Below are 19,787 nucleotides of genomic sequence, written 5' to 3' on the forward strand. Positions count from 1 at the left end.
GCGACAACCGTGAGGTTGGCGACGTGAACAGACACGAGGCCATCGGTTCATACCCCGGAAAGCGTCACCTTGCCCGCAGCTTTGTCGTCAATGTAAGAATAACGAGTAAGTTACGATGAAAAGAATGTTAATCAACGCAACTCAGCAAGAAGAGTTGCGTGTCGCCCTTGTGGATGGGCAGCGTCTGTACGATCTGGATATCGAAAGTCCTGGACACGAACAGAAAAAAGCGAACATTTACAAAGGCAAAATCACCCGCATTGAACCAAGCCTTGAAGCTGCATTTGTCGATTACGGTGCTGAGCGTCATGGTTTCCTCCCTCTGAAAGAAATCGCCCGCGAATATTTCCCCGCAAACTACAATGCCCATGGCCGCCCAAACATCAAAGATGTTCTGCGTGAAGGCCAGGAAGTTATCGTTCAGATTGATAAAGAAGAGCGTGGCAACAAAGGTGCCGCACTGACCACCTTTATCAGCCTGGCAGGGAGCTATCTGGTTCTGATGCCTAACAACCCGCGCGCGGGTGGCATCTCTCGCCGTATCGAAGGTGATGACCGTACCGAGCTGAAAGAAGCGCTGGCAAGCCTCGAACTGCCTGATGGCATGGGGCTTATCGTGCGTACCGCAGGCGTTGGCAAATCAGCCGAAGCGCTGCAGTGGGACCTGAGCTTCCGTCTGAAGCACTGGGAAGCCATTCAGAAAGCAGCCGAAAGCCGCCCTGCTCCGTTCCTGATCCACCAGGAAAGCAACGTTATTGTGCGTGCCTTCCGTGATTATCTGCGTCAGGACATCGGTGAGATTCTGATCGATAACCCGAAAGTGCTTGAGCTGGCGCGCCAGCACATCGCCGCGCTGGGTCGTCCGGATTTCACCAGCAAAATTAAACTGTACACCGGTGAAATCCCGCTGTTCAGCCACTATCAGATCGAATCCCAGATTGAGTCCGCCTTCCAGCGTGAAGTGCGTCTGCCATCCGGCGGTTCTATCGTTATCGATACCACTGAAGCGCTGACCGCTATCGACATCAACTCCGCGCGTGCAACGCGCGGTGGCGATATCGAAGAGACTGCCTACAACACTAACCTCGAAGCCGCTGATGAAATCGCCCGCCAGCTCCGCCTGCGCGACCTGGGTGGTCTGATTGTTATCGACTTCATCGACATGACCCCGGTACGCCACCAGCGTGCGGTTGAAAACCGTCTGCGCGAAGCGGTGCGTCAGGACAGGGCGCGTATCCAGATTAGCCATATCTCACGCTTTGGCCTGCTGGAGATGTCCCGTCAGCGTCTGAGCCCGTCTCTCGGCGAGTCCAGCCATCACGTTTGTCCGCGCTGCTCCGGCACCGGTACCGTGCGTGATAACGAATCGCTGTCCCTCTCCATTCTGCGTCTGATTGAAGAAGAAGCGCTGAAAGAGAACACCAAAGAGGTTCACGCCATTGTGCCGGTGCCCGTTGCCTCTTACCTGCTTAACGAAAAACGTGCAGCGGTAAGTGCGATTGAAGCGCGTCAGGGTGGCGTTCGCTGCATCATCGTGCCAAACGACCAGATGCAGACCCCACACTATCACGTGCTGCGCGTGCGTAAGGGCGAAGAGACGACCACCCTCAGCTACCTGCTGCCGAAGCTGCATGAAGAAGAGATGTCTCTGCCTTCCGATGAAGAGCCAGCCGAGCGCAAACTGCCAGAGCAGCCTGCGTTAGCGACCTTCATCATGCCTGAAGCACCACCGGAAGCAGCTCTGGAAAAACCTGCTGCCAAACCTGCAGCGCAGAAACCAGAAGCCGCGGTAGCGAAAGCTCAGCCGGCGCAACCGGGTCTGCTGAGCCGCTTCTTTGGCGCGCTGAAGAAGATGTTTGCTGAAGAAGAAGTTCAGCCAGAGCAGCCGAAAGAAGAGCCAAAAGCAGCCAAGCCAGAGCGTCAGCAGGATCGCCGTAAGCGTCAGAACAACCGCCGCGATCGTAACGACCGCAGCGATCGCAATGACCGCAGCGAGCGTCGTGACAACCGTGACAACCGTTCTGAGAATGGCGAAGGCCGTGAGCAACGCGAAGACAACCGTCGCAACCGTCGCGAGAAACAACAGCCGAATGTTGAAGATCGTGAAATTCGCCAGCAGGCGGGCGATGAGTCTGAGAAGAGCAAACAGCGTGACGACCAGCAGCCGCGCCGTGAACGCAGCCGTCGCCGTAACGACGAGAAGCGTCAGGCACAGCAGGAAGTCAAAAACCTGAACCGCGAAGAGCCTGTTGAACAGCAGGACGGCGAGCAGGAAGAACGTACTCAGGTTATGCCGCGTCGTAAGCAGCGCCAGCTTTCTCAGAAAGTTCGCTTCGCCTCTGAAGCAACCGAAGAGTCAGGCGCTATCGCGGTTGAAACCAGCGAGATCGCAACCGGTACACAAGTGGCAAAAGTTGACCTGCCAGCGGTCGTTGAAAACAACGTTGAGCAGGATGATAATGGTGAAAACCGTGATAACGCCGGTATGCCGCGCCGTTCACGTCGTTCTCCACGTCATCTGCGCGTCAGCGGCCAGCGCCGTCGTCGCTATCGTGACGAGCGTTACCCGACTCAGTCGCCAATGCCGCTGACCATTGCCTGTGCTTCACCAGAAATGGCCTCCGGCAAAGTCTGGATCCGCTACCCGGTTGCTCGCCCGGAGCAGGTTGTTGAAGAACAGCCTGTAACCGAAGAGGTGATTGCAGCCGCGGTAGAAGCTGTCGTGACTGAAGCGGCAACCGTGGTTGAACCTGAGGTTGTTGAAGCTGAAGCACCTCACGCAGTGGAAGTTGAAACCACCCATCCAGAAGTAATTGCCGCGCCGGTTGATGCCGCACCGCAGCTTATCGCCGAAGAAGATGCCGTGGTGGCTGAGGAAGTCGCTGAAGAGGCTGAACCTGTAGCCGCAGTGGAAGACACCGCTGAAACCCTGGTTGAAACCACCACTGAAGAAGTCGTTCAGGACGTTGAGATTCAGGTTGAACCGGTTGTCGAAGAAGCGAAAGCGCCAGAGGTGAAACCTGAGCCGGTTGTCTCTGCGCCAGCAGCAGCCCACGTGGCGACAGCACCAATGACGCGCGCCCCGGCACCGGATTACGTGCCGGAAGCCCCGCGTCACAGCGACTGGGTACGCCCGGCATTCAGCTTCGACGGTAAAGGCGCTGCAGGCGGCCACAGTGCAACGCATCAGGCGACTGCACCGGCGACGCGTCCGCAGTCTGTCGAATAACGACGCTGAAAGTAAAAAGCCGACCTTATGGTCGGCTTTTTTTATGGCTGCTGCACGGGCTTTCTCATCCCGGTGACCTCCGGCATGACCTGGCGCATCAACTCCAGAAAACGCCGCAAGCGTGCCGGATAATAGCGGGACCAGGGGTAAACCAGATGCACCGGTAACGCCGCTGGCTGCCACTCTGGCAGCAAATGCACCAGCCGACCTTCCCGAATATCATCCTGTACCGTCCAGCTGGATACCACCGCCACGCCAAGCCCGGTGAGCGCCGTGTTACGTGCGACATACAGGCTGTCGGTGCTCAGCCGTGGCGTAATAGCAATCCGCGCGGTGGCGGGTGATGCATCGTGAAAAAGCTCCACATGGCGCTGGTAGAATGAGCTGATTGCTATCCAGGGAAACTGCTGCAAATCCTCCGGCGTGGTAACCGTCGGGAAACGGGCCAGCAGTGCCGGTGAAGCCACTACCGAGCGCGGCACTTCGGCCAGCAGCACGGACACGGTCGCCGGATCGACTTCCACGCCCACCCGAATCGCACAGTCAAGGTTGTCGCCTAGAAAATCCGCCGACCGATCGTTGAGCATCCACTCAATCGAAAGCTGCGGATAACGTTGCAAAAACTCGGTTACGGGTTTCAGAAGCTGGTCCTGACCAAACGCGTGAGGAGCGCGCACCCGCAGCACGCCTACCGGCTCATCTTCCGTCTGCCCCACCTCATCTTCCAGCGCCAGCCAGCTGTCAATCACCCGACGGGCGTGCTGATAACAGCGCTCGCCGTCATCCGTCAGCCGCGTCGTGTGGGTGGTGCGCAATATCAGGCGCACGCCCAGCATGGTCTCCAGCGACTGTAACCGTCTGCTTACCGTGGCCTGGGTAGTAGCCAGCTGCCGTGCCGCCGCAGAGAGGGATCCCGCCTCCACAATACGAACAAACGTCCGCATTAGCTCCACCCTGTCTATACGCTCAGCTCTTTTCATCGCATTTTCACTTATACGTTTAACGTATAAGCGTTTTACCACCGGGCCCGCTACCGTCGCAAGGCGTACTGATAAAAAATAGCCTCACACGACGAATGAGGAACATCTTATGAACACAACAACCGCCGCCCATGCCGTGAGCCGCTGGGTAATCTTAATGCTGGCGATCGGTGCAGGTTTCAGCGTGGCATCTATCTATTATGCCCAGCCTCTGCTGCCGCTGATGGGCGCAGACCTTCACCTGAGTATCGAAGGAATGGGCATGGTTCCGACGCTCACCCAGGCGGGATATGCCCTGGGGATCCTGTTCCTGCTCCCGCTCGGCGATCGCCACGACCGCAGGACGTTAATCCTGATAAAAAGTGCGGCGCTGGCGCTGTTTCTTCTCGGCTGTAGCCTGACCGGGCAGATCCACTCTCTGCTGCTGGTCAGCCTGCTCATCGGCATGGCCGCCACCATGGCACAGGATATTGTCCCTGCCGCAGCCATCCTTGCGCCGGAAGGTAAACAGGGGAAAACCGTGGGTACGGTAATGACCGGGCTGCTGATGGGGATCTTATTATCAAGAACCGTGAGCGGCGTGGTGGGCGAAGCGTTTGGCTGGCGCGTCATGTACCAGCTGGCGGCGGCGAGCATTGCGTTCGTCGGGGTGATGATGTGGTTTGTGCTTCCCCGTTTTGCCATTCACTCCACGCTGAGCTACCCCGCGCTGATGCGCTCAATGGAGCATCTGTGGCGTCGCTATCCGGCGCTGCGCCGTGCGGCGCTGGCTCAGGGCTTTCTGTCGATTGCCTTTAGCGCCTTCTGGTCTACGCTTGCGGTCATGCTGCTGGAACGCTATCACCTGGGTAGCGCCGTAGCGGGTGGTTTTGGTATTGCAGGTGCCGCCGGTGCGTTAGCTGCCCCGCTGGCAGGGGGTCTGGCAGACAAACTGGGCGCAGGAAAAGTCACGCAGATTGGTGCCGCTCTTGTGACCGCTTCATTCGCCCTGATGTTCCTGATGCCCGCGCTGGGCGTTCATGGACAGCTGATTCTGATCGCCATCTCCGCCGTCGGGTTCGACCTGGGGCTGCAGTCCAGCCTGGTCGCTCACCAGAACCTGGTATACAGCCTTGAACCGCAGGCGCGCGGTCGCCTCAACGCCCTGCTCTTTACGGTGGTCTTTATCGGGATGGCGCTGGGTTCCGCGTTAGGCAGCAATATCTACTCGCTGGCCGGCTGGACGGGCGTGGTCGCGCTGGCGACGGTCTGTGGCGTCATTGCGCTGGCAATCCGTCTGATAGAAAGCGCACGAGTCACCTCCTCATCAGCAGAAGTTGCATAAAAAAAATGCCCAATCCAGACGGATTGGGCAGTAAAACATGCCCAGTTTCAAGACATGTTCCAAGAGGTCAAGATGTTATTTGTTCAGCTGGAACAGAGACATGCCCTGCATATCGCTAAACGCTTTATAAGACGCCTGCAAGGCCGCCTGCTGCATGGTGTAAGAGGAAATCGCTTCGTTCCAGTCAACATCCACCAGGTCACTCATCTGCTTGGTCTGACCCAGCGCGCGGTCATCACCCAGCGTGTCGAGTTTTTCCAGCTCGTTCATCTTGGTTCCCACATCCGCAACGACCGTCAGGACATTGTTCTGGGAGTTTTTGATGCCGATTTGCGCATTGGCAATTACCTGGCTTTGCGCCGTTGCGGCAGCCGGATCGTTCTCAATCGGTGTCTTCAGCGAGGCAATAGCAGAATCCAGGATTTTGAACATGTTGGTCTGGCCATATCCACCGCCCGGCAGCTGTTCCGCATTACTGGTAATGCTTTCGAAAATTTGCTGGCCGGTATGGCTGATGGTCATATTTCGCGCCGTATCAACCTGCTGTGTGATGGCCTCAGCGCCGCCGTTGTAATCCCCGGTCGCGGCATCAAACGGTGCGCTCTCGGTTTTGTATCCCGCAAAGATAAAACGACCATTACCATCCGTCGTGTTGGCCAGGTTCATCAGCTGATCGCGGATCCCCTGAATATCGGTTGCCAGAGAAAGACGGTCGTCATCGCTTAATGTGCCGTTCGACGCATAAACGAGCTTCTCGCGCACGCTTGAGATCGCGGTGTTGACCTGGGTTAACACGTTATCTTCCAGCGAGACCTTCTGCGTTGCAAAGGTACGCGCGAGCGCAAACTGGCTGTTTTGCGACTGAGACTGTGACAGAACGATGGCCTGCGACGCGGCGATAGGATCGTCCGAAGGACGATTGACGCGCTTGCCGGTGGACATCTGCTCACCGTAGCTCAGCCATCTGCTCTGGGAATCGGTGATCCCACGCATGTTCTGCTCGTACATCATCTGGGTGCTAATACGCATTGTTCACCTCAACCTTAACGAATGTTGATAATTGCATCGAAGAGCGTACTGGCAGTTTGTAGCACCTGGGCATTGGCCAGGTAATACTGCTGATAACGCTGCAAATTGCCATACTCTTCGTCGAGGTTTACCCCAGAGATGGTCTGCTGCTGCTTGATTAACTGCGTTTCCACGTTGGCTTTCGTCTGGCTGCTCACCTTCAGTGACGCCGTTGAGCTACCGACGGTACTGACGAGAGAGGCATACGCATCGTTGAAGGTTTTATTTCCACCCACCACTTTGCCGTTTTGCAGATCGAGCAGTTTCTGGCCGTTACGGTTGTCACTTTCGCCGCCGTTCTGCACAGATGCCATCGCCAGTTTGGACTCGTCGCTGATCGCGAGATCCATGTTCATGATGACGTTGGAAACAGGCTTCACGGTAAAGCTGTCTTTGGTATTTGCCGTGCCGCTCACGTTGACGTTAAGGCCATCAAACGACAGATTGCCGCTGGCATCCGGGCTCATCGTAAAGCTGGTTTTGTCTGACGTGCGGGTGATCGTCCAGTCAGTGCCGTTAAACTGCAGCTTATAGTCTGTCGCCTGGACCTGTTTGCTGTCCGCCACAGAAGCCGTAACAACGGCAGAGCCGCCGTTCTTGCTGTTGGACAGGACCGCCGGAGAACCGAAGTTGAACAGCTTACCGCCCGCATCACCGTTCGCATCAAAACCGGCTTCATGCTGCGTGTTCATCGCGTCGGCAAAGGCCAGCGCCATCTGGTTCAGGCTGTTACGGGCTTTATCCAGATCTTCAGCACGAAATGTCAGTAAACCACCTAAAGAACCGGTGGTGATAAATTTCTCGGGGATCTCAATATTACCCGCCACGTCATCGACGTAGGCGATAGTCGTACGAGCCGGATCGGCGCTGGACTTCACGGCCGCCAGCTGGCTGGCTTTGCTGCCCTGCACCAGGCTGTAACCGTTGCCGAGAGAGATATTAAACGTGCCGCTATCCTGCACGGAGACTTCCACGCCCACGATTTTGTTCAGTTCAGTCACGAGCTGATCGCGCTGGTCGAGCAGATCGTTAGGCGATGCGCCCGCACCGACGCCGGTCAGACGGGAGATCTGATCGTTCAGGTTCGCAATCTGTTTGGCATAGTTGTTGATCTGAGACACGCTGGTCCCAATCGCGGTATTGACCTGCGTATCCTGGTCACGCAGATACTGATCGTTGGTTTTGAACTGATTGACCAGACCGCCCGCTTTACCCAGCACCGTCTGACGTGCTGCCGGGTCTTCCGCGTTGCTCACCAGGGTTTGCAGGCTTTTAAAGAAATCCTGCAGGGTGGTGGAGAGCGAGTTGGTGGTATCGGAGAGCACATCGTCAATTTTTGACATCTGCTGATAGCGGGTCGTCAGACCGCTGCTCTGCGTCTGCGCGGCGCGCAGCTGGTTGGTGATGAAGGCGTCATACTCACGCTGGACACCGGAGACATAAACCCCGTTACCCACCCAGCCACCGCCGGTCAGCGTGCTGTTAGATGCACCCAGCACCGTGGTCTGGCGGGTGTAACCTGCCACGTTATAGCTTGAAATATTATTACTGACGGTATTGAGTGCCGACTGCGCGGCACTGAGGCCACTCATGGCGCTGTTAATCAAACTGGACATGGGGGTTCCTTTTATACGTTCAGACACGAGTCCTGATGAAGGTTATCGGCAACCTCCACCGGGACTTGAGAACTTTCAGAACAGATTTTCAATATCTGTGCTATAGGCTTTGCTGACCTTCTCGCCCATGGATTTCAGCTGCTGGATCATGCTGGTAAGCTTGCGCGCATAGTTCGGGTCGGTCGCGTAGCCCGCGTTTTGTAAGGCCTGAGCGCCCTGCTCCGCCGTCGCCGCCTGCGTAACGGCGTTATAACGCGGATTGCGGCTCAGCAGGCCAACGTAATCGGACAATGCTTCCAGATAGGAGCTGTAGACGCGGAATTTTGCTTTGACCTTCACCGCCGCACCGTTCTCGTATTCGGTGGTCGTGATCTCCGTTGTTGGCCCCTTCCAGCTGGAGGTGGCCTTCACGCCGAAGATGTTGAAGCTCGGATCGCCGTTTTCCTTGCGGATCTGACGCTGGCCCCAGCCCGACTCCAGCGCGGCCTGCGCCAGAATCAGGTGATGCGGCACGCCGCTCTGTTCGCTGGCGAGACGCGCGGGCAGAGAAAGCTGCGCCAGGAAGTCTTTGCTGTCACCGGAGAGCGGCTCATCGCCGCTGCCCGTGGCTTTTGGCATCGCTTTACGCACCATTTGCGTCAGAGCCTGGTTCTGATAACTGGTCACCGTTTCCAGGTCGAACTTCATCGGCACCTGCTGCGTCTGATCCTGAGGCTGAATGCCCTGCGCGGCTTCGGTCTGTTTCACAATCATGTCAGCCAGACCGAGGCCTTTACCGGCGGTCATCTGCTGCGCAATCTGCTGGTCATACATGCTGGTGTAGAGACGCGTTGAATCACTGCTGAACATCCCGTCTTTCGGCAGGGTTTCGCGCATGCTTTTCAGCATCATCTGTACAAACATCCCTTCCACCTGGCGGGCGACCGGGCGGATGTTCGCCGCCGGGTCTTTGCCTGCTTTGGTTTTCAGTTCGTTGAGCGACTGGGCGTCCCAGGCTGCACTGGTCAACAGTTTGCTATCGGTCAGCATTAGATGATTTCCAGTTTGGCGCGCAGGCAGCCCGCGCTTTGCATGGATTGCAGGATGGACATCAGATCCATCGGCGTTGCGCCCAGGGCGTTCAGGGCACGCACCACGCTGTTCAGGTTGGCGCTGGAGCGAACGCTCTGCAGCGACCCGCCGCTCTGACGCATATCAATCTGCGTTTGCGGCGTCACCACCGTCTGACCGCCACCAAATGGCGTATTCGGCTGGCTCACGTTCGCGGAGCGGTTTACCGTCACGGAGAGGTTCCCCTGCGCCACGGCACAGCTGTCCAGCGACACTTCCCGGTTCATCACCACCGAGCCGGTACGGGAGTTGATGATCACTTTCGCATCCTGAACCGGAACGTTCACTTCCATATTCTGGATATCCGCCAGCATGCGCACCTGGTTGCTGCTGCCGGTGGAGGTGCGGATCTGCACGGTGCGCGCGTCGAGTGCCGTTGCATTACCGTAGCCGCGGCTGCGGTTGATGGTATCGGCAATTTGCTGCGCCATGGTGAAGTCTTCATTATTAAGCTGCAGGTTGATGGTGTTGCCCGCGCCAAACTGGGTCGGCAGTTCACGCTCAATGATCGCACCGTTGGTGATACGTCCACCGTTCAGCTGGTTCACCTGCACGCTGCTTCCGCCTGCGGATGCCCCCGCACCGCCAACCAGAATGTTCCCCTGCGCCAGCGCATAGACCTGGCTGTCAACGCCTTTCAGCGGGGTCATCAGCAGCGTACCGCCGCGCAGGCTTTTGGCGTTACCCATTGAGGAGACCACCACATCAATGGTCTGCCCCTGACGCGCAAACGCCGGGTAGGACGCGGTGACCATTACCGCGGCCACGTTTTTCAGCTGCATGTTGGTTCCCGCCGGCACGGTAATGCCGAGTTGGGAAAGCATGTTGTTCAGGCTTTGGGTGGTGAACGGCGTCTGGGTCGTCTGGTCACCGGTACCATCCAGACCGACCACCAGGCCATAGCCAATCAGGGAGTTTTCACGAACGCCCTGAACGCTGGTGAGGTCGCGAATACGGTCAGCCTGGGCAAACGTTGCCACCAGCGCGAGCGCCACGGCGAAGATCGATTTAAACATGGGTCACCTCGCTTACATCGGCGATAAATTAAGGAAGAAGCGCTGCAGCCAACCCATATTTTGCGCTTCATTGATATAGCCGTTACCGACGTACTCAATGCGCGCATCCGCCACCTGGGTGGATGGAACGGTGTTGGTGCCGCTGATGGTGCGAGGGTTAACCACGCCCGAGAAGCGAATGAATTCAGTGCCCTGGTTGATGGCGATCTGTTTTTCACCCACAACGTGTAAGTTGCCGTTAACCAGTACCTGGTCAACCGTGACCGTCAGCGTACCGCTGAAGGTGTTGCTGGCGTTCGCGCCGCCTTTGCCGTTAAAGGTATTGCCGCCGGACGCGTTCACATCAGCACGCGCGTTGCCGAACAGCCCTTCGAGATAGCGTGGCACGGTATCGAAGCCAAAATTGGTTTTGCCATCGCGGCTGGCGTTCGCCGACGAGCTCTTGCTCGCGCTGACGTTTTCCTGCAGCACAATGGTCAATGTATCGCCGACGTTACGCGGGCGGCGATCTTCAAACAGCGGCTGATAGCCGTAATTAATCGGCTGCGCGGTCTGGAAAATGGAGCCGTTTACCACTGGCGCGGGGCCAGGAACGGGTTGGGCAGTCGTCGCACCCTGGACCAATGGTTTAGACGGGATCAAAGCACACCCGCTGAGGGTGACAGCCAGAACAGTCAGTATCGGATAACGAAACGCCGCGTTTTTTTGCATTGCCTTCATCTTCGAAAACAGGGAGCCGGTGCGGCGTTTACCGCACCGGGCTACACCTTAGAGTTGCGTCAGTTTCTGCAGCATCTGGTCGGTCGTCGACACTGCTTTACTGTTAATTTCATACGCGCGCTGGACCTGGATCATATTCACCAGCTCTTCCGCCACGTTCACGTTGGACGTTTCAACATAACCCTGGTACAGCAGACCCGCGCCGTTCAGGCCCGGGGTGCTCTCATTCGGCGTACCGGAGGATTGCGTTTCGGTGTAGAGGTTCTCACCAATGCTTTCCAGACCGGTATCGTTCATGAAGGTGGTCAGGTTGAGCTGCCCGACCTGAACCGGCGCGGCCTGTCCCTGCTGGGTCACGCTGACCACACCGTCGCGTCCGATGGTGATGCTCAGGGCGTTCGCCGGGATGGTAATCGCAGGCTGAACCTGGAAACCGCCCGCCGTCACCAGCTGGCCGTTCTGATCGACCTGGAATGAACCGTCGCGGGTATAGGCAGAGGTCCCGTCAGGCAGCTGCACCTGGAAGAAGCCCTGGCCTTTGATTGCCACGTCTTTACTGTTGTTGGTCTGAGACAGGTTGCCCTGGCTGTGCAGACGCTCGGTGGCCACCGGACGAACACCGGTACCGATCTGCAGACCCGACGGCAGCGTCGTCTGTTCAGAAGACTGCGCGCCCGGCTGGCGGATGGTTTGATAAAGCAAATCTTCGAAAACGGCACGCTGACGCTTGAAACCATTGGTGCTCACGTTTGCCAGGTTGTTGGCAATCACGTCCATATTGGTTTGCTGGGCGTCCAGGCCAGTTTTCGCGATCCATAAAGAACTGATCATAAGGAGTCCTGTTAACTCATAGCCAGAAGTTGGTTAGCCTTGCCCGCGTTTTCATCCACGCTGCTGATGATCTTCATCTGCATTTCAAAACGACGGGCGCTGGCAATCATGTCGGTCATGGCTTCGACCGGCTTGACGTTGCTGCCTTCCAGAACGCCGGACATCACGCGGATGCTCGGATCGGCCTGTAACGTGGCACCACGCGTCGCCTGCGCCGCCTGGGTCAGACGGAACATGCCGTCGTCGCCGCGCTGCACGTCTTTGGCTTCCGCTTTCACCAGCTTCAGACGTCCGACGGGCGCAACGGTATTGGCCGGGTCGCCCGGGTTCAGCGCCGAAATGGTACCGTCCGCGGCGATAGTCAGCTCAGAGCCTTCCGGCACGGTCAGCGGACCCGCTTCCCCCATTACCGGATGACCCTGAATCGTCAGCTGGCCCGTCGCGCTCACCTGGATATTGCCGTTACGGGTATAGCCTTCGCTGCCGTCGGCAGTTTGCACCGCCAGCCAGCCGTCCTGCTGCAGGGCAACGTCCAGCGGGCGCGAGGTGTAGTCCATCTGCCCAGGCGTCATATCTGCGCCAGGGGTTGATGCCGTCACCAGCGTACGGGTCGGCAGGGACAACCCTTCTACCGGCACCGCGCGCAGCGCATTAAGCTGCGCGCGAAAGCCTGGCGTAGAGGCGTTTGCCAGGTTGCTGGCGGTAACGGCCTGCTGATTGAGCGTCTGACTTGCCGCGCCCATCGCGGTATATATTGCGTGATCCATTGCGCTTTCCTGTTAGCCGCTTAACGCAGGTTAACCAGCGTGTTGAGGATCTGGTCCTGGGTTTTGATGGTCTGCGCGTTCGACTGATAGTTACGCTGCGCGACGATCATGTTCACCAGTTCTTTACTCATATCCACGTTGGAAGCTTCCAGCGCGCCGTTAGTCAGCTTGCCGAAGTTACCGGTGCCTGCGGTACCCAGCAGCGCCACGCCGGAGGACTGAGTGGCAGACCAGACGTTGTCGCCTTCAGATTTCAGGCCTTCGTTGTTCGCGAAGTTTGCCAACACGATCTGGCCCAGAACCTGAGACTGTTCGTTAGAGTAGCTGCCCACCACGGTGCCATCGTCGTTGATCTGGTAGCTCACCAGGTCGCCAGGCTTGTAGCCGTTCTGATTGGTTGCCACAACGCTGTTTGCACCGGTGTTCTGCTGCATGGAGTTCTGGAAGCTCAGGGAGAAGGTTGCCGCCGTCGCACCGCTGACAGAACCCGTGGTGATGTTAATGGCCGGCGTGGCGTTTGGCGTTGCGCTCAGTACACCCGCAGCGTCGTAGTTGTAGACACCCGCCAGGTTACCGTTCGCATCAAAGTTCATCTGCGCCGCTTTTGCTGCTGTAGAACCCGCAACGCTGCCGTCCTGAGTGTAAAGATCCCATTTATTGTTGGCAGTCTTCACGTAGTAGACGTACATGTTGTGGGCGTTACCCTGGCTGTCGAATACGGTCACGGTCCCTTTTTTGTTATAGGTATCCGGATTGGTCGCATCGAACGGGGCAGTTTGAACAGGATCGGTTGAGTTCAGGTTGATCTGCTGCGTCGCGGTGGTGGTTGATTTCGCCGCCATCAGGGTATTCGGGATAGTAATCGCCTGAGGGTTCGCACCGGTCTGAACGGTTGGAGGCGTTCCAGCTACCGGGTAGCCCGTCAGCTGCATGCCCTGCATGTTAACCAGCGTACGGTTTTCGTCCAGCTTGAACTGGCCGTTACGGCTGTAGAACACAGAACCGTTGGAATCGACCATACGGAAGAAACCGTTCTGGCTGATAGCAACGTCCAGACCACGACCGGTGTTGGTGGTGGTGCCGTCGGTAAAGTCCTGAGTGATGCCCGCAACTTTCACGCCCAGGCCGACTTTGGAACCGGCAAACATGTCCGCAAATGAAGCAGAACCGGATTTAAAACCATAGGTCGCGGAGTTGGCGATGTTGTTGCCAATGACGTCCAGGTTGGTGGCCGCAGCATTCAGGCCGCTGACCGCTTGAGAAAAGGCCATGACTTACTCCTGATAAGTGTTAAGGCTTAGATAATCTGCCGAACTTCGTCGAGTGTGGTGGAACCAGAGGTTCCCAAATCCAGTTTGTTGCCGTCGCTTCCTTTAATCACGCCCTGGACCAGCGCGAACTGCAGCGGCTGCGCCACCAGCTGGGTCGTCCCGTTGCTGGCGCTGATCGCTACTTTGTAAGAACCGTTTGGTGCTTTAGTGCCGTCGGTCAGGCTGCCATCCCACGTAAAGGTGTGAACGCCCGCCTTCAGCTCACCGATATCAATGGTGCGAACCACCACGTTATTGGCATCCATGATCGTTGCAGTGACCTTCTCAGCCGCCTGCTGGAGCTCAACGCCAAACGGCGTGGTGGTCGTTGTGGTGTTGCCTTCAGTGGTGCTGGTGCCCGCCAGAATCGTGGTTCCCGGGATCATCACCCCGTGGCCAATCAGGCTTGCCGCCTGCAGAGACTGGGCGCTGTTGATCTGCCCGGAGACGGAGCCGAGGGTGGTGTTGAGTTTCTCAATGCCGCTCACGGTGCTGATCTGCGCAAGCTGCGTGGTCAGTTCGTTGTTCTGCATTGGGTTGGTGGGATCCTGGTTCTTAAGCTGCGCCACCAGCAGCGTCAGAAAGCTGCCCTGAAGATCGGAGGCATTGCTCCCGGTGAGGGAGTTAGAACCCGTCGTACTCTTCGTGTTATTAACGCCCGAGTTCGTAGGATCATTCACATTTACGGCGATGGACATGCATGTCTCCTTTACTGGCCGAGAGTGAGCGTTTTGAGCATCATGCTCTTCACGGTATTCAGCACTTCAACGTTGGCCTGGTAGCTGCGGGAAGCCGACATGGAGTTCACCATCTCACCCACCACATCCACGTTTGGCATTTTCACGTATCCGCTGGCATCCGCGAGCGGGTTACCCGGCTCATACACCAGTCTGTCCGGCGCCTGGCTCTCTACCACATCAGACACCTTCACGCCGCCCGTCGCCGCGCCCGGCGCAGCATCGACCTGAAAGACAACCTGTTTGGCGCGATAAGGCTGGCCGTCTGGTCCGGTTACGCTGTCGGCGTTCGCCAGGTTACTGGCAGCCACGTTCAGGCGTTTGGACTGCGCGGTTAACGCCGAACCGGCAATATCAAAAATATTCAACAAGGCCATCTATCAGTTCCCCCCCTGCAGGACGTTCATCATGCCTTTGATTTGTCCGCCGAGTACGGTCAGGCCCGTCTGGTATTTCAGACTGTTATCGGCAAACTGGGTACGCTCCCGGTCCATATCCACGGTGTTACCGTCGAGTGAGGGCTGATCGGGAATGCGGTAAAGTAAATCGGTCGCTGGCGCGGTCATCGCCTGAGCAGGAATATGGCGAGAGGATGTCATGGCAAGTGCAACACCCGTTCCTTCGGCACGTCCACGCTCCATCACCTTTTTGAGTTCACTGGAAAAATCAATATCGCGCGCCTGAAACCCTGGGGTATCGGCGTTAGCGATGTTGGCGGCTAAAATCTCCTGCCGCTGGGCGCGTAAATTGAGCGCTTCCTGCTGAAAACGTAACGCGGCGTCGAGTTTATCGAGCATGTCTCCTCCGCTGATGGCAAAATTTCAGTTCACAGCTTAAATCTCACCCGGTCTCCCCTATCGACGGAATAAGCGCAAAATGCGTCGCTATTTATTGCGTTGATGCAAAACCACTGCAGGTAGAATTCATTCAACTCTGGAAACGGTGGAACTTGCGATGCAAACGTTAAAACGTGGCCTGGTGGCAACTTTCTTGCTCTTTAGCCCTCTGGTGCAGGCTGAAGGCTTACAGGATCGGCTGACGGCTTTTTTTGCTGAAAAGCTGGCGGGCTTTAGCGATGAGGTTAACGTTACCGTGCGCACCCCATCGAATCTGTACCCGACCTGTGACCAACCGTCATTCAGCGTGACGGGAACCACCCGGCTGTGGGGAAATGTGAACGTGCTGGCACGCTGCGCGAACGAAAAACGCTATTTACAGGTTGCAGTTCAGGCGACGGGCAATTATGTTGTCGCCGCCGTGCCCATTGCGCGCGGCAGCGTGCTGCAGACGAACAGCGTGACGTTAAAACGCGGCCGTCTGGACCAGCTGCCTCCACGCACCATGCTGGAAATGAACCAGGCACAGGACGCCGTCAGCCTGCGCGATGTCGCACCCGGCCAGCCGATACAGCTCTCAATGCTGCGTCAGTCATGGCGGGTAAAAGCGGGTCAACAGGTGATGGTGGTGGCCAACGGAGATGGCTTTAGCATCAACAGTGAAGGGAAAGCGTTAAACAATGCCGCGGTGGCGCAAAACGCCCGCGTCAGAATGTCCTCAGGCCAGGTGGTGAGCGGAACCGTCGATTCTGATGGGAATATTCTGATTAACCTATAATCTTTTTAAAGATTTCGCGGCGCGTGCCGATAAATATTCCACTAATGATGATGTCAGGCGCAAACGCCGCGAACCCTCGATGAGGACAACACTATGAGCATTGATCGTACATCAGCCCTGAAGCCGGTAAGCGCTGTACAACCTCGCGAAACGAATGACGCTCCTGCGCAGAAAACGCGTCTGGAAAAACCGTCAACGTCCAACAGCACCAGCGTGACCCTGAGCGACGCACAGGCAAAACTGATGCAGCCAGGCAGCAACGATATCAATATGGAACGTGTTGAAGCGCTGAAAACGGCTATTCGTAACGGTGAGCTGAAAATGGACACCAGCAAAATCGCTGACGCCCTGATTCAGGAAGCACAGAGTTTCTTACAGAGTAACTAACCGTATGAGTCGACTGTCAGAAATACTGGATCAAATGACGGTTGTTCTTAACGACCTGAAAACGGTAATGGACGCTGAACAGCAGCATCTCTCTTCCGGTCACATCAACGGCAGCGCGCTGCAGCGTATTACTGAAGATAAGAGTTCGCTACTGGCGACGCTGGATTATCTGGAGCAGCAGCGCCGCGCTGAGCAGGATCCTAAGCGTAGCGCCAATGACGATATTATTGAGCGCTGGCAAACCATTACCGAAAAAACCCAGCACCTGCGCGACCTTAACCAGCACAACGGCTGGCTACTGGAAGGTCAGATTGAGCGTAATCAGCAGGCGCTTGAGGTATTGAAACCGCATAAAGAAACCGGACTGTACGGTGCGGATGGTCAAACAGCGACTGCACGTATTGCGGGAGTTAAAAAGATTTCGATTTGACGCCTGTGCGACAAATCATGCAGCGGGGAGCACCATAAGGTGAACTCCCCTTTTGGCGTTTATGCCGTACGGCGGGCAAACTCTTTCACTTTGAACCCCAGCACCGCGAGCGTGGCAAAGTAAGCCACCACCCCGACGCCTACCACGGCCATCAGCCGCATCAGACGATAAGGCATGGTGCCGAGGGACCACTCCGGCATCACGTACATCATGCCGAGCAGCGCGGCTGACATCACCAGTACCGCAACGATCAGACGTGCCAGGAAACTTCCCCAGCCCGGCTGCGGCGTGAAAATATCCTGCTTGCGCAGCTGCCAGTACAACAGCCCGGCATTCAGACAGGCCGCCAGACCAATAGACAGCGACAGGCCGGCATGCTTCAGCGGACCAATAAACGCCAGGTTCATCAGCTGGGTCATAATCAGCGTCACGATGGCAATTTTCACCGGCGTTTTGATGTCCTGACGCGAGTAGAACCCGGGCGCCAGAACCTTGACGACGATCAGCCCCATCAAGCCGACCGAGTAGGCAATCAGCGCGCGCTGGGTCATGGCGGCATCAAAGGCGGTGAATTTCCCGTACTGGAAGAGCGACACCGTCAGTGGTTTGGCAAGAATACCCAGCGCCACCGCGCTCGGCAGGGCCAGCAGGAAGCAGAGACGTAAACCCCAGTCCATCAGGCGGCAATATTCATCATGATTGCCGCTGGCAAAGCTTTTCGACAGCGACGGCAGCAGGATGGTCCCCAGCGCGACGCCCAGCACCCCGGACGGGAACTCCATCAGACGGTCGGCGTAGTACATCCAGGAAACCGAGCCGGACACGAGGAAAGAGGCAAAGATGGTGTTGATGATAAGCGAGATCTGGCTGACGGAGACGCCGAGAATAGCGGGCCCCATCTGCTTGATCACGCGCATCGCCCCGGCATCTTTGAGATTGATGCGCGGCAGCACCAGCATGCCGATTTTTTTCAGATGCGGCAGCTGGTACGCCAGCTGCAGCACGCCGCCGACGGTAACCGCCCAGGCCAGCGCCAGCACCGGCGGGTTGAAGTGCGGCGCGGCGAACAGGGCAAAACCGATCATGCTGACGTTGAGAAACGTCGGCGCAAACGCCGGAACAGAGAAGCGGTTCCAGGTGTTCAGGATCGCCCCCACCAGCGAGGCCAGCGAGATGAGCAGAATATAGGGGAAAGTAATGCGCAGCAGCTGCGAGGTCAGCGCAAATTTGTCAGCCGTATCGGCAAAACCGGGCGCGGTCACCATAATCACCCACGGCGCGGCCAGCATCCCGAGAACGGTCACCACCGCCAAAGCCAGCGTCAGCAGCCCGGAGACATAAGAAACAAAGACGCGCGTCGCGTCTTCACCCTGCTTGCTTTTATATTCCGCCAGAATGGGCACGAATGCCTGGGAAAACGCCCCTTCAGCAAAAATACGACGCAGCAGGTTCGGCAATTTGAACGCGACGAAAAAGGCGTCCGTGGCCATCCCTGCACCAAATACCCTTGCCACAATGGCGTCGCGTGCAAAACCCAGCACGCGGGAAAACATGGTCATCGAGCTGACGGCCGCCAGCGATTTTAATAAGTTCATTAACGTGAATTTCCAGAACCATACGGATTTGTAGACCGGGTTAGCGTAAGCGCCACCCGGCAAAGCCAACAAGCGGCGCTTAGTCTAACCGGATTTCAACGAATTACTATCCGCAGATGTTACAGCGAGTTATTCGCTCATGGCATCGCGCCAGAGCCTTTCCACAATGCGCTGCGCCATAATGGCCTGCTCGCCGGACGTTTCAGGAACCGTCTGATTTCGCACGCAGGTGATAAAGTGACGGGCGCATCCTGCGAAACCGCGCTGCTCGAGGGTGCTCTGCCAGCCTGGCGCCGGGAGCGTCACCACGCCATTGCCTTTCTCTTCCCGCCATTCGCGCATGTCCGTAATGTCGTACAGCGCGCCCTCGGTCACCGCCTGCACGGATTCACGCTGACTTCCCGCCCGACGGTGCATGCTGGTGGTAATCTGAAGATGCTCAACGGCAAAGTGGTGCTCCGCGTAGACCATCTGCCCCTGGTCATTCGTTAACAGGGTACCGCTCTTCAGCTGCGCATTACCGTTGCTCAGCCACAGCGCCGTATCCACAACGTGCAGATAATCATCCAGAAGGGTGAAGCGCAGATCGTTTGGCCCAATGCTGTCGGTGCGGTGCTTATCCATCCGCAGCGAGGCGAGCGTGTCCGACTGCGCCTTAAGCTGCTGGTAAAGCGGCGCGAAGCGGCGGTTGAAGCCCACCATCAGCGTCAGTTTTTTGCGCGCGGCCAGCTCAATCAGACGTTCGGCATCCTGAACATTTTCCGCCAGCGGCTTATCCACGCAGACGTGAACCCCTAAATTGAGCAGCTCGCTTACCACCTGATAGTGGGTTGCCGTTGAGGTATGCACAAAAACAGCATCACACTCGCGGGCCAGATCCTGCAGGGAGGCAGCATACGGAATGCGCCAGGTTTCGCAGATACGTTCTGCCTTTTCTCGGGTGGGTGACCATGCCCCTTGCAGGGTCCAGTCCGTTGCTGCACCTAAAACAGGCAGCCAGGCTTTTTGCGCGATGCCGCCGAGCCCCACCACGCCTACGCGTAATTTTTTCAC

Annotated in this window: 19 protein-coding genes; 5 read left to right on the forward strand and 14 right to left on the reverse strand. The window is 57.2% G+C overall.

Annotated elements, in window-relative coordinates:
- The first annotated feature begins 115 nt into the window (after positions 1 to 115).
- Positions 116 to 3,229, forward strand: coding sequence for a ribonuclease E (gene rne / locus AC27FC_RS07230; RefSeq protein WP_094934962.1), 3,114 nt, complete (start codon positions 116 to 118; stop codon positions 3,227 to 3,229).
- A gap of 41 nt (positions 3,230 to 3,270) precedes the next feature.
- On the opposite strand, the gene AC27FC_RS07235 is transcribed toward rne, so the two are convergent.
- Positions 3,271 to 4,173, reverse strand: a complete 903-nt coding sequence (locus AC27FC_RS07235; RefSeq protein WP_074399113.1) for a LysR substrate-binding domain-containing protein — start codon at positions 4,171 to 4,173, stop codon at positions 3,271 to 3,273.
- Between the two features lie 145 nt (positions 4,174 to 4,318).
- Here AC27FC_RS07235 and AC27FC_RS07240 point away from each other — a divergent pair, with 145 nt between their 5' ends.
- Entirely contained in the window at positions 4,319 to 5,533 is a 1,215-nt protein-coding gene (locus AC27FC_RS07240) for an MFS transporter (RefSeq protein ID WP_196354591.1), read from the forward strand.
- Positions 5,534 to 5,608: 75 nt separating this feature from the next.
- Here the strand turns inward: AC27FC_RS07240 and flgL are convergent, their stop codons facing one another.
- From flgL to flgB, 11 genes are all read right to left on the reverse strand, one after another.
- Positions 5,609 to 6,562, reverse strand: a complete 954-nt coding sequence (gene flgL, locus AC27FC_RS07245) for a flagellar hook-associated protein FlgL (protein ID WP_033145208.1) — start codon at positions 6,560 to 6,562, stop codon at positions 5,609 to 5,611.
- Positions 6,563 to 6,576: 14 nt separating this feature from the next.
- Positions 6,577 to 8,217 carry a flagellar hook-associated protein FlgK gene (gene flgK / locus AC27FC_RS07250; RefSeq protein WP_039261885.1) on the reverse strand — a complete coding sequence of 547 codons (1,641 nt, stop codon included), beginning with the start codon at positions 8,215 to 8,217 and terminating at the stop codon, positions 6,577 to 6,579.
- Between the two features lie 75 nt (positions 8,218 to 8,292).
- The gene (gene flgJ / locus AC27FC_RS07255) at positions 8,293 to 9,246 is read right to left on the reverse strand and encodes a flagellar assembly peptidoglycan hydrolase FlgJ (RefSeq protein ID WP_487159880.1); all 954 of its coding nucleotides are present in this window, start codon (positions 9,244 to 9,246) and stop codon (positions 8,293 to 8,295) included.
- On the reverse strand, positions 9,246 to 10,343 hold the full coding sequence (locus tag AC27FC_RS07260; protein WP_029740346.1) for a flagellar basal body P-ring protein FlgI: 1,098 nt from the start codon (positions 10,341 to 10,343) through the stop codon (positions 9,246 to 9,248). Before AC27FC_RS07260 ends, flgJ begins: the two co-directional genes overlap by 1 nt.
- 12 nt (positions 10,344 to 10,355) lie before the next feature.
- On the reverse strand, positions 10,356 to 11,054 hold the full coding sequence (gene flgH / locus AC27FC_RS07265) for a flagellar basal body L-ring protein FlgH (protein WP_024909015.1): 699 nt from the start codon (positions 11,052 to 11,054) through the stop codon (positions 10,356 to 10,358).
- A 57-nt stretch (positions 11,055 to 11,111) separates the two neighbouring features.
- Positions 11,112 to 11,894, reverse strand: coding sequence for a flagellar basal-body rod protein FlgG (gene flgG, locus AC27FC_RS07270; RefSeq protein ID WP_008500810.1), 783 nt, complete (start codon positions 11,892 to 11,894; stop codon positions 11,112 to 11,114).
- Between the two features lie 11 nt (positions 11,895 to 11,905).
- The gene (locus AC27FC_RS07275; protein WP_033145205.1) at positions 11,906 to 12,661 is read right to left on the reverse strand and encodes a flagellar basal body rod protein FlgF; all 756 of its coding nucleotides are present in this window, start codon (positions 12,659 to 12,661) and stop codon (positions 11,906 to 11,908) included.
- Between the two features lie 20 nt (positions 12,662 to 12,681).
- Positions 12,682 to 13,932: a flagellar hook protein FlgE gene (gene flgE, locus AC27FC_RS07280; RefSeq protein ID WP_039261882.1), complete on the reverse strand. Its 1,251-nt coding sequence runs from the start codon at positions 13,930 to 13,932 to the stop codon at positions 12,682 to 12,684.
- Between the two features lie 26 nt (positions 13,933 to 13,958).
- A complete protein-coding gene (flgD, locus tag AC27FC_RS07285; RefSeq protein ID WP_029740349.1) occupies positions 13,959 to 14,669 on the reverse strand; it encodes a flagellar hook assembly protein FlgD in 711 nt (236 codons plus the stop codon).
- Between the two features lie 11 nt (positions 14,670 to 14,680).
- A complete protein-coding gene (gene flgC / locus AC27FC_RS07290; RefSeq protein WP_008500814.1) occupies positions 14,681 to 15,085 on the reverse strand; it encodes a flagellar basal body rod protein FlgC in 405 nt (134 codons plus the stop codon).
- Positions 15,086 to 15,088: 3 nt separating this feature from the next.
- Positions 15,089 to 15,505 (reverse strand): flagellar basal body rod protein FlgB, encoded by a 417-nt coding sequence (gene flgB, locus AC27FC_RS07295; RefSeq protein ID WP_023311135.1) that lies wholly within the window; start codon positions 15,503 to 15,505, stop codon positions 15,089 to 15,091.
- 157 nt (positions 15,506 to 15,662) lie between these two features.
- Between flgB and flgA the strand changes: the two genes are divergently transcribed.
- From flgA to flgN, 3 genes are all read left to right on the forward strand, one after another.
- On the forward strand, positions 15,663 to 16,322 hold the full coding sequence (flgA, locus tag AC27FC_RS07300) for a flagellar basal body P-ring formation chaperone FlgA (RefSeq protein ID WP_196354593.1): 660 nt from the start codon (positions 15,663 to 15,665) through the stop codon (positions 16,320 to 16,322).
- 93 nt (positions 16,323 to 16,415) lie between these two features.
- Positions 16,416 to 16,709, forward strand: a complete 294-nt coding sequence (gene flgM, locus AC27FC_RS07305; protein ID WP_023311133.1) for a flagellar biosynthesis anti-sigma factor FlgM — start codon at positions 16,416 to 16,418, stop codon at positions 16,707 to 16,709.
- Positions 16,710 to 16,713: 4 nt separating this feature from the next.
- Positions 16,714 to 17,139, forward strand: a complete 426-nt coding sequence (gene flgN / locus AC27FC_RS07310) for a flagella biosynthesis chaperone FlgN (RefSeq protein ID WP_008500818.1) — start codon at positions 16,714 to 16,716, stop codon at positions 17,137 to 17,139.
- Positions 17,140 to 17,198: 59 nt separating this feature from the next.
- Here the strand turns inward: flgN and murJ are convergent, their stop codons facing one another.
- Positions 17,199 to 18,734 carry a murein biosynthesis integral membrane protein MurJ gene (gene murJ, locus AC27FC_RS07315; RefSeq protein WP_048975864.1) on the reverse strand — a complete coding sequence of 512 codons (1,536 nt, stop codon included), beginning with the start codon at positions 18,732 to 18,734 and terminating at the stop codon, positions 17,199 to 17,201.
- A 129-nt stretch (positions 18,735 to 18,863) separates the two neighbouring features.
- On the reverse strand, positions 18,864 to 19,787 hold the full coding sequence (locus tag AC27FC_RS07320) for a Gfo/Idh/MocA family protein (protein ID WP_196354595.1): 924 nt from the start codon (positions 19,785 to 19,787) through the stop codon (positions 18,864 to 18,866).

The sequence above is a fragment of the Enterobacter sp. C3_dUdeg genome (assembly GCF_057536195.1).

Bases quoted from the DNA above. Each gene is read 5' to 3' on its own strand.
- rne (WP_094934962.1), top strand. From the start codon at position 116: ATGAAAAGAATGTTAATCAACGCAACTCAGCAAGAAGAGTTGCGTGTC.
- AC27FC_RS07235 (WP_074399113.1), bottom strand. From the start codon at position 4,173: ATGCGGACGTTTGTTCGTATTGTGGAGGCGGGATCCCTCTCTGCGGCG.
- AC27FC_RS07240 (WP_196354591.1), top strand. From the start codon at position 4,319: ATGAACACAACAACCGCCGCCCATGCCGTGAGCCGCTGGGTAATCTTA.
- flgL (WP_033145208.1), bottom strand. From the start codon at position 6,562: ATGCGTATTAGCACCCAGATGATGTACGAGCAGAACATGCGTGGGATC.
- flgK (WP_039261885.1), bottom strand. From the start codon at position 8,217: ATGTCCAGTTTGATTAACAGCGCCATGAGTGGCCTCAGTGCCGCGCAG.
- flgJ (WP_487159880.1), bottom strand. From the start codon at position 9,246: ATGCTGACCGATAGCAAACTGTTGACCAGTGCAGCCTGGGACGCCCAG.
- AC27FC_RS07260 (WP_029740346.1), bottom strand. From the start codon at position 10,343: ATGTTTAAATCGATCTTCGCCGTGGCGCTCGCGCTGGTGGCAACGTTT.
- flgH (WP_024909015.1), bottom strand. From the start codon at position 11,054: ATGCAAAAAAACGCGGCGTTTCGTTATCCGATACTGACTGTTCTGGCT.
- flgG (WP_008500810.1), bottom strand. From the start codon at position 11,894: ATGATCAGTTCTTTATGGATCGCGAAAACTGGCCTGGACGCCCAGCAA.
- AC27FC_RS07275 (WP_033145205.1), bottom strand. From the start codon at position 12,661: ATGGATCACGCAATATATACCGCGATGGGCGCGGCAAGTCAGACGCTC.
- flgE (WP_039261882.1), bottom strand. From the start codon at position 13,932: ATGGCCTTTTCTCAAGCGGTCAGCGGCCTGAATGCTGCGGCCACCAAC.
- flgD (WP_029740349.1), bottom strand. From the start codon at position 14,669: ATGTCCATCGCCGTAAATGTGAATGATCCTACGAACTCGGGCGTTAAT.
- flgC (WP_008500814.1), bottom strand. From the start codon at position 15,085: ATGGCCTTGTTGAATATTTTTGATATTGCCGGTTCGGCGTTAACCGCG.
- flgB (WP_023311135.1), bottom strand. From the start codon at position 15,505: ATGCTCGATAAACTCGACGCCGCGTTACGTTTTCAGCAGGAAGCGCTC.
- flgA (WP_196354593.1), top strand. From the start codon at position 15,663: ATGCAAACGTTAAAACGTGGCCTGGTGGCAACTTTCTTGCTCTTTAGC.
- flgM (WP_023311133.1), top strand. From the start codon at position 16,416: ATGAGCATTGATCGTACATCAGCCCTGAAGCCGGTAAGCGCTGTACAA.
- flgN (WP_008500818.1), top strand. From the start codon at position 16,714: ATGAGTCGACTGTCAGAAATACTGGATCAAATGACGGTTGTTCTTAAC.
- murJ (WP_048975864.1), bottom strand. From the start codon at position 18,734: ATGAACTTATTAAAATCGCTGGCGGCCGTCAGCTCGATGACCATGTTT.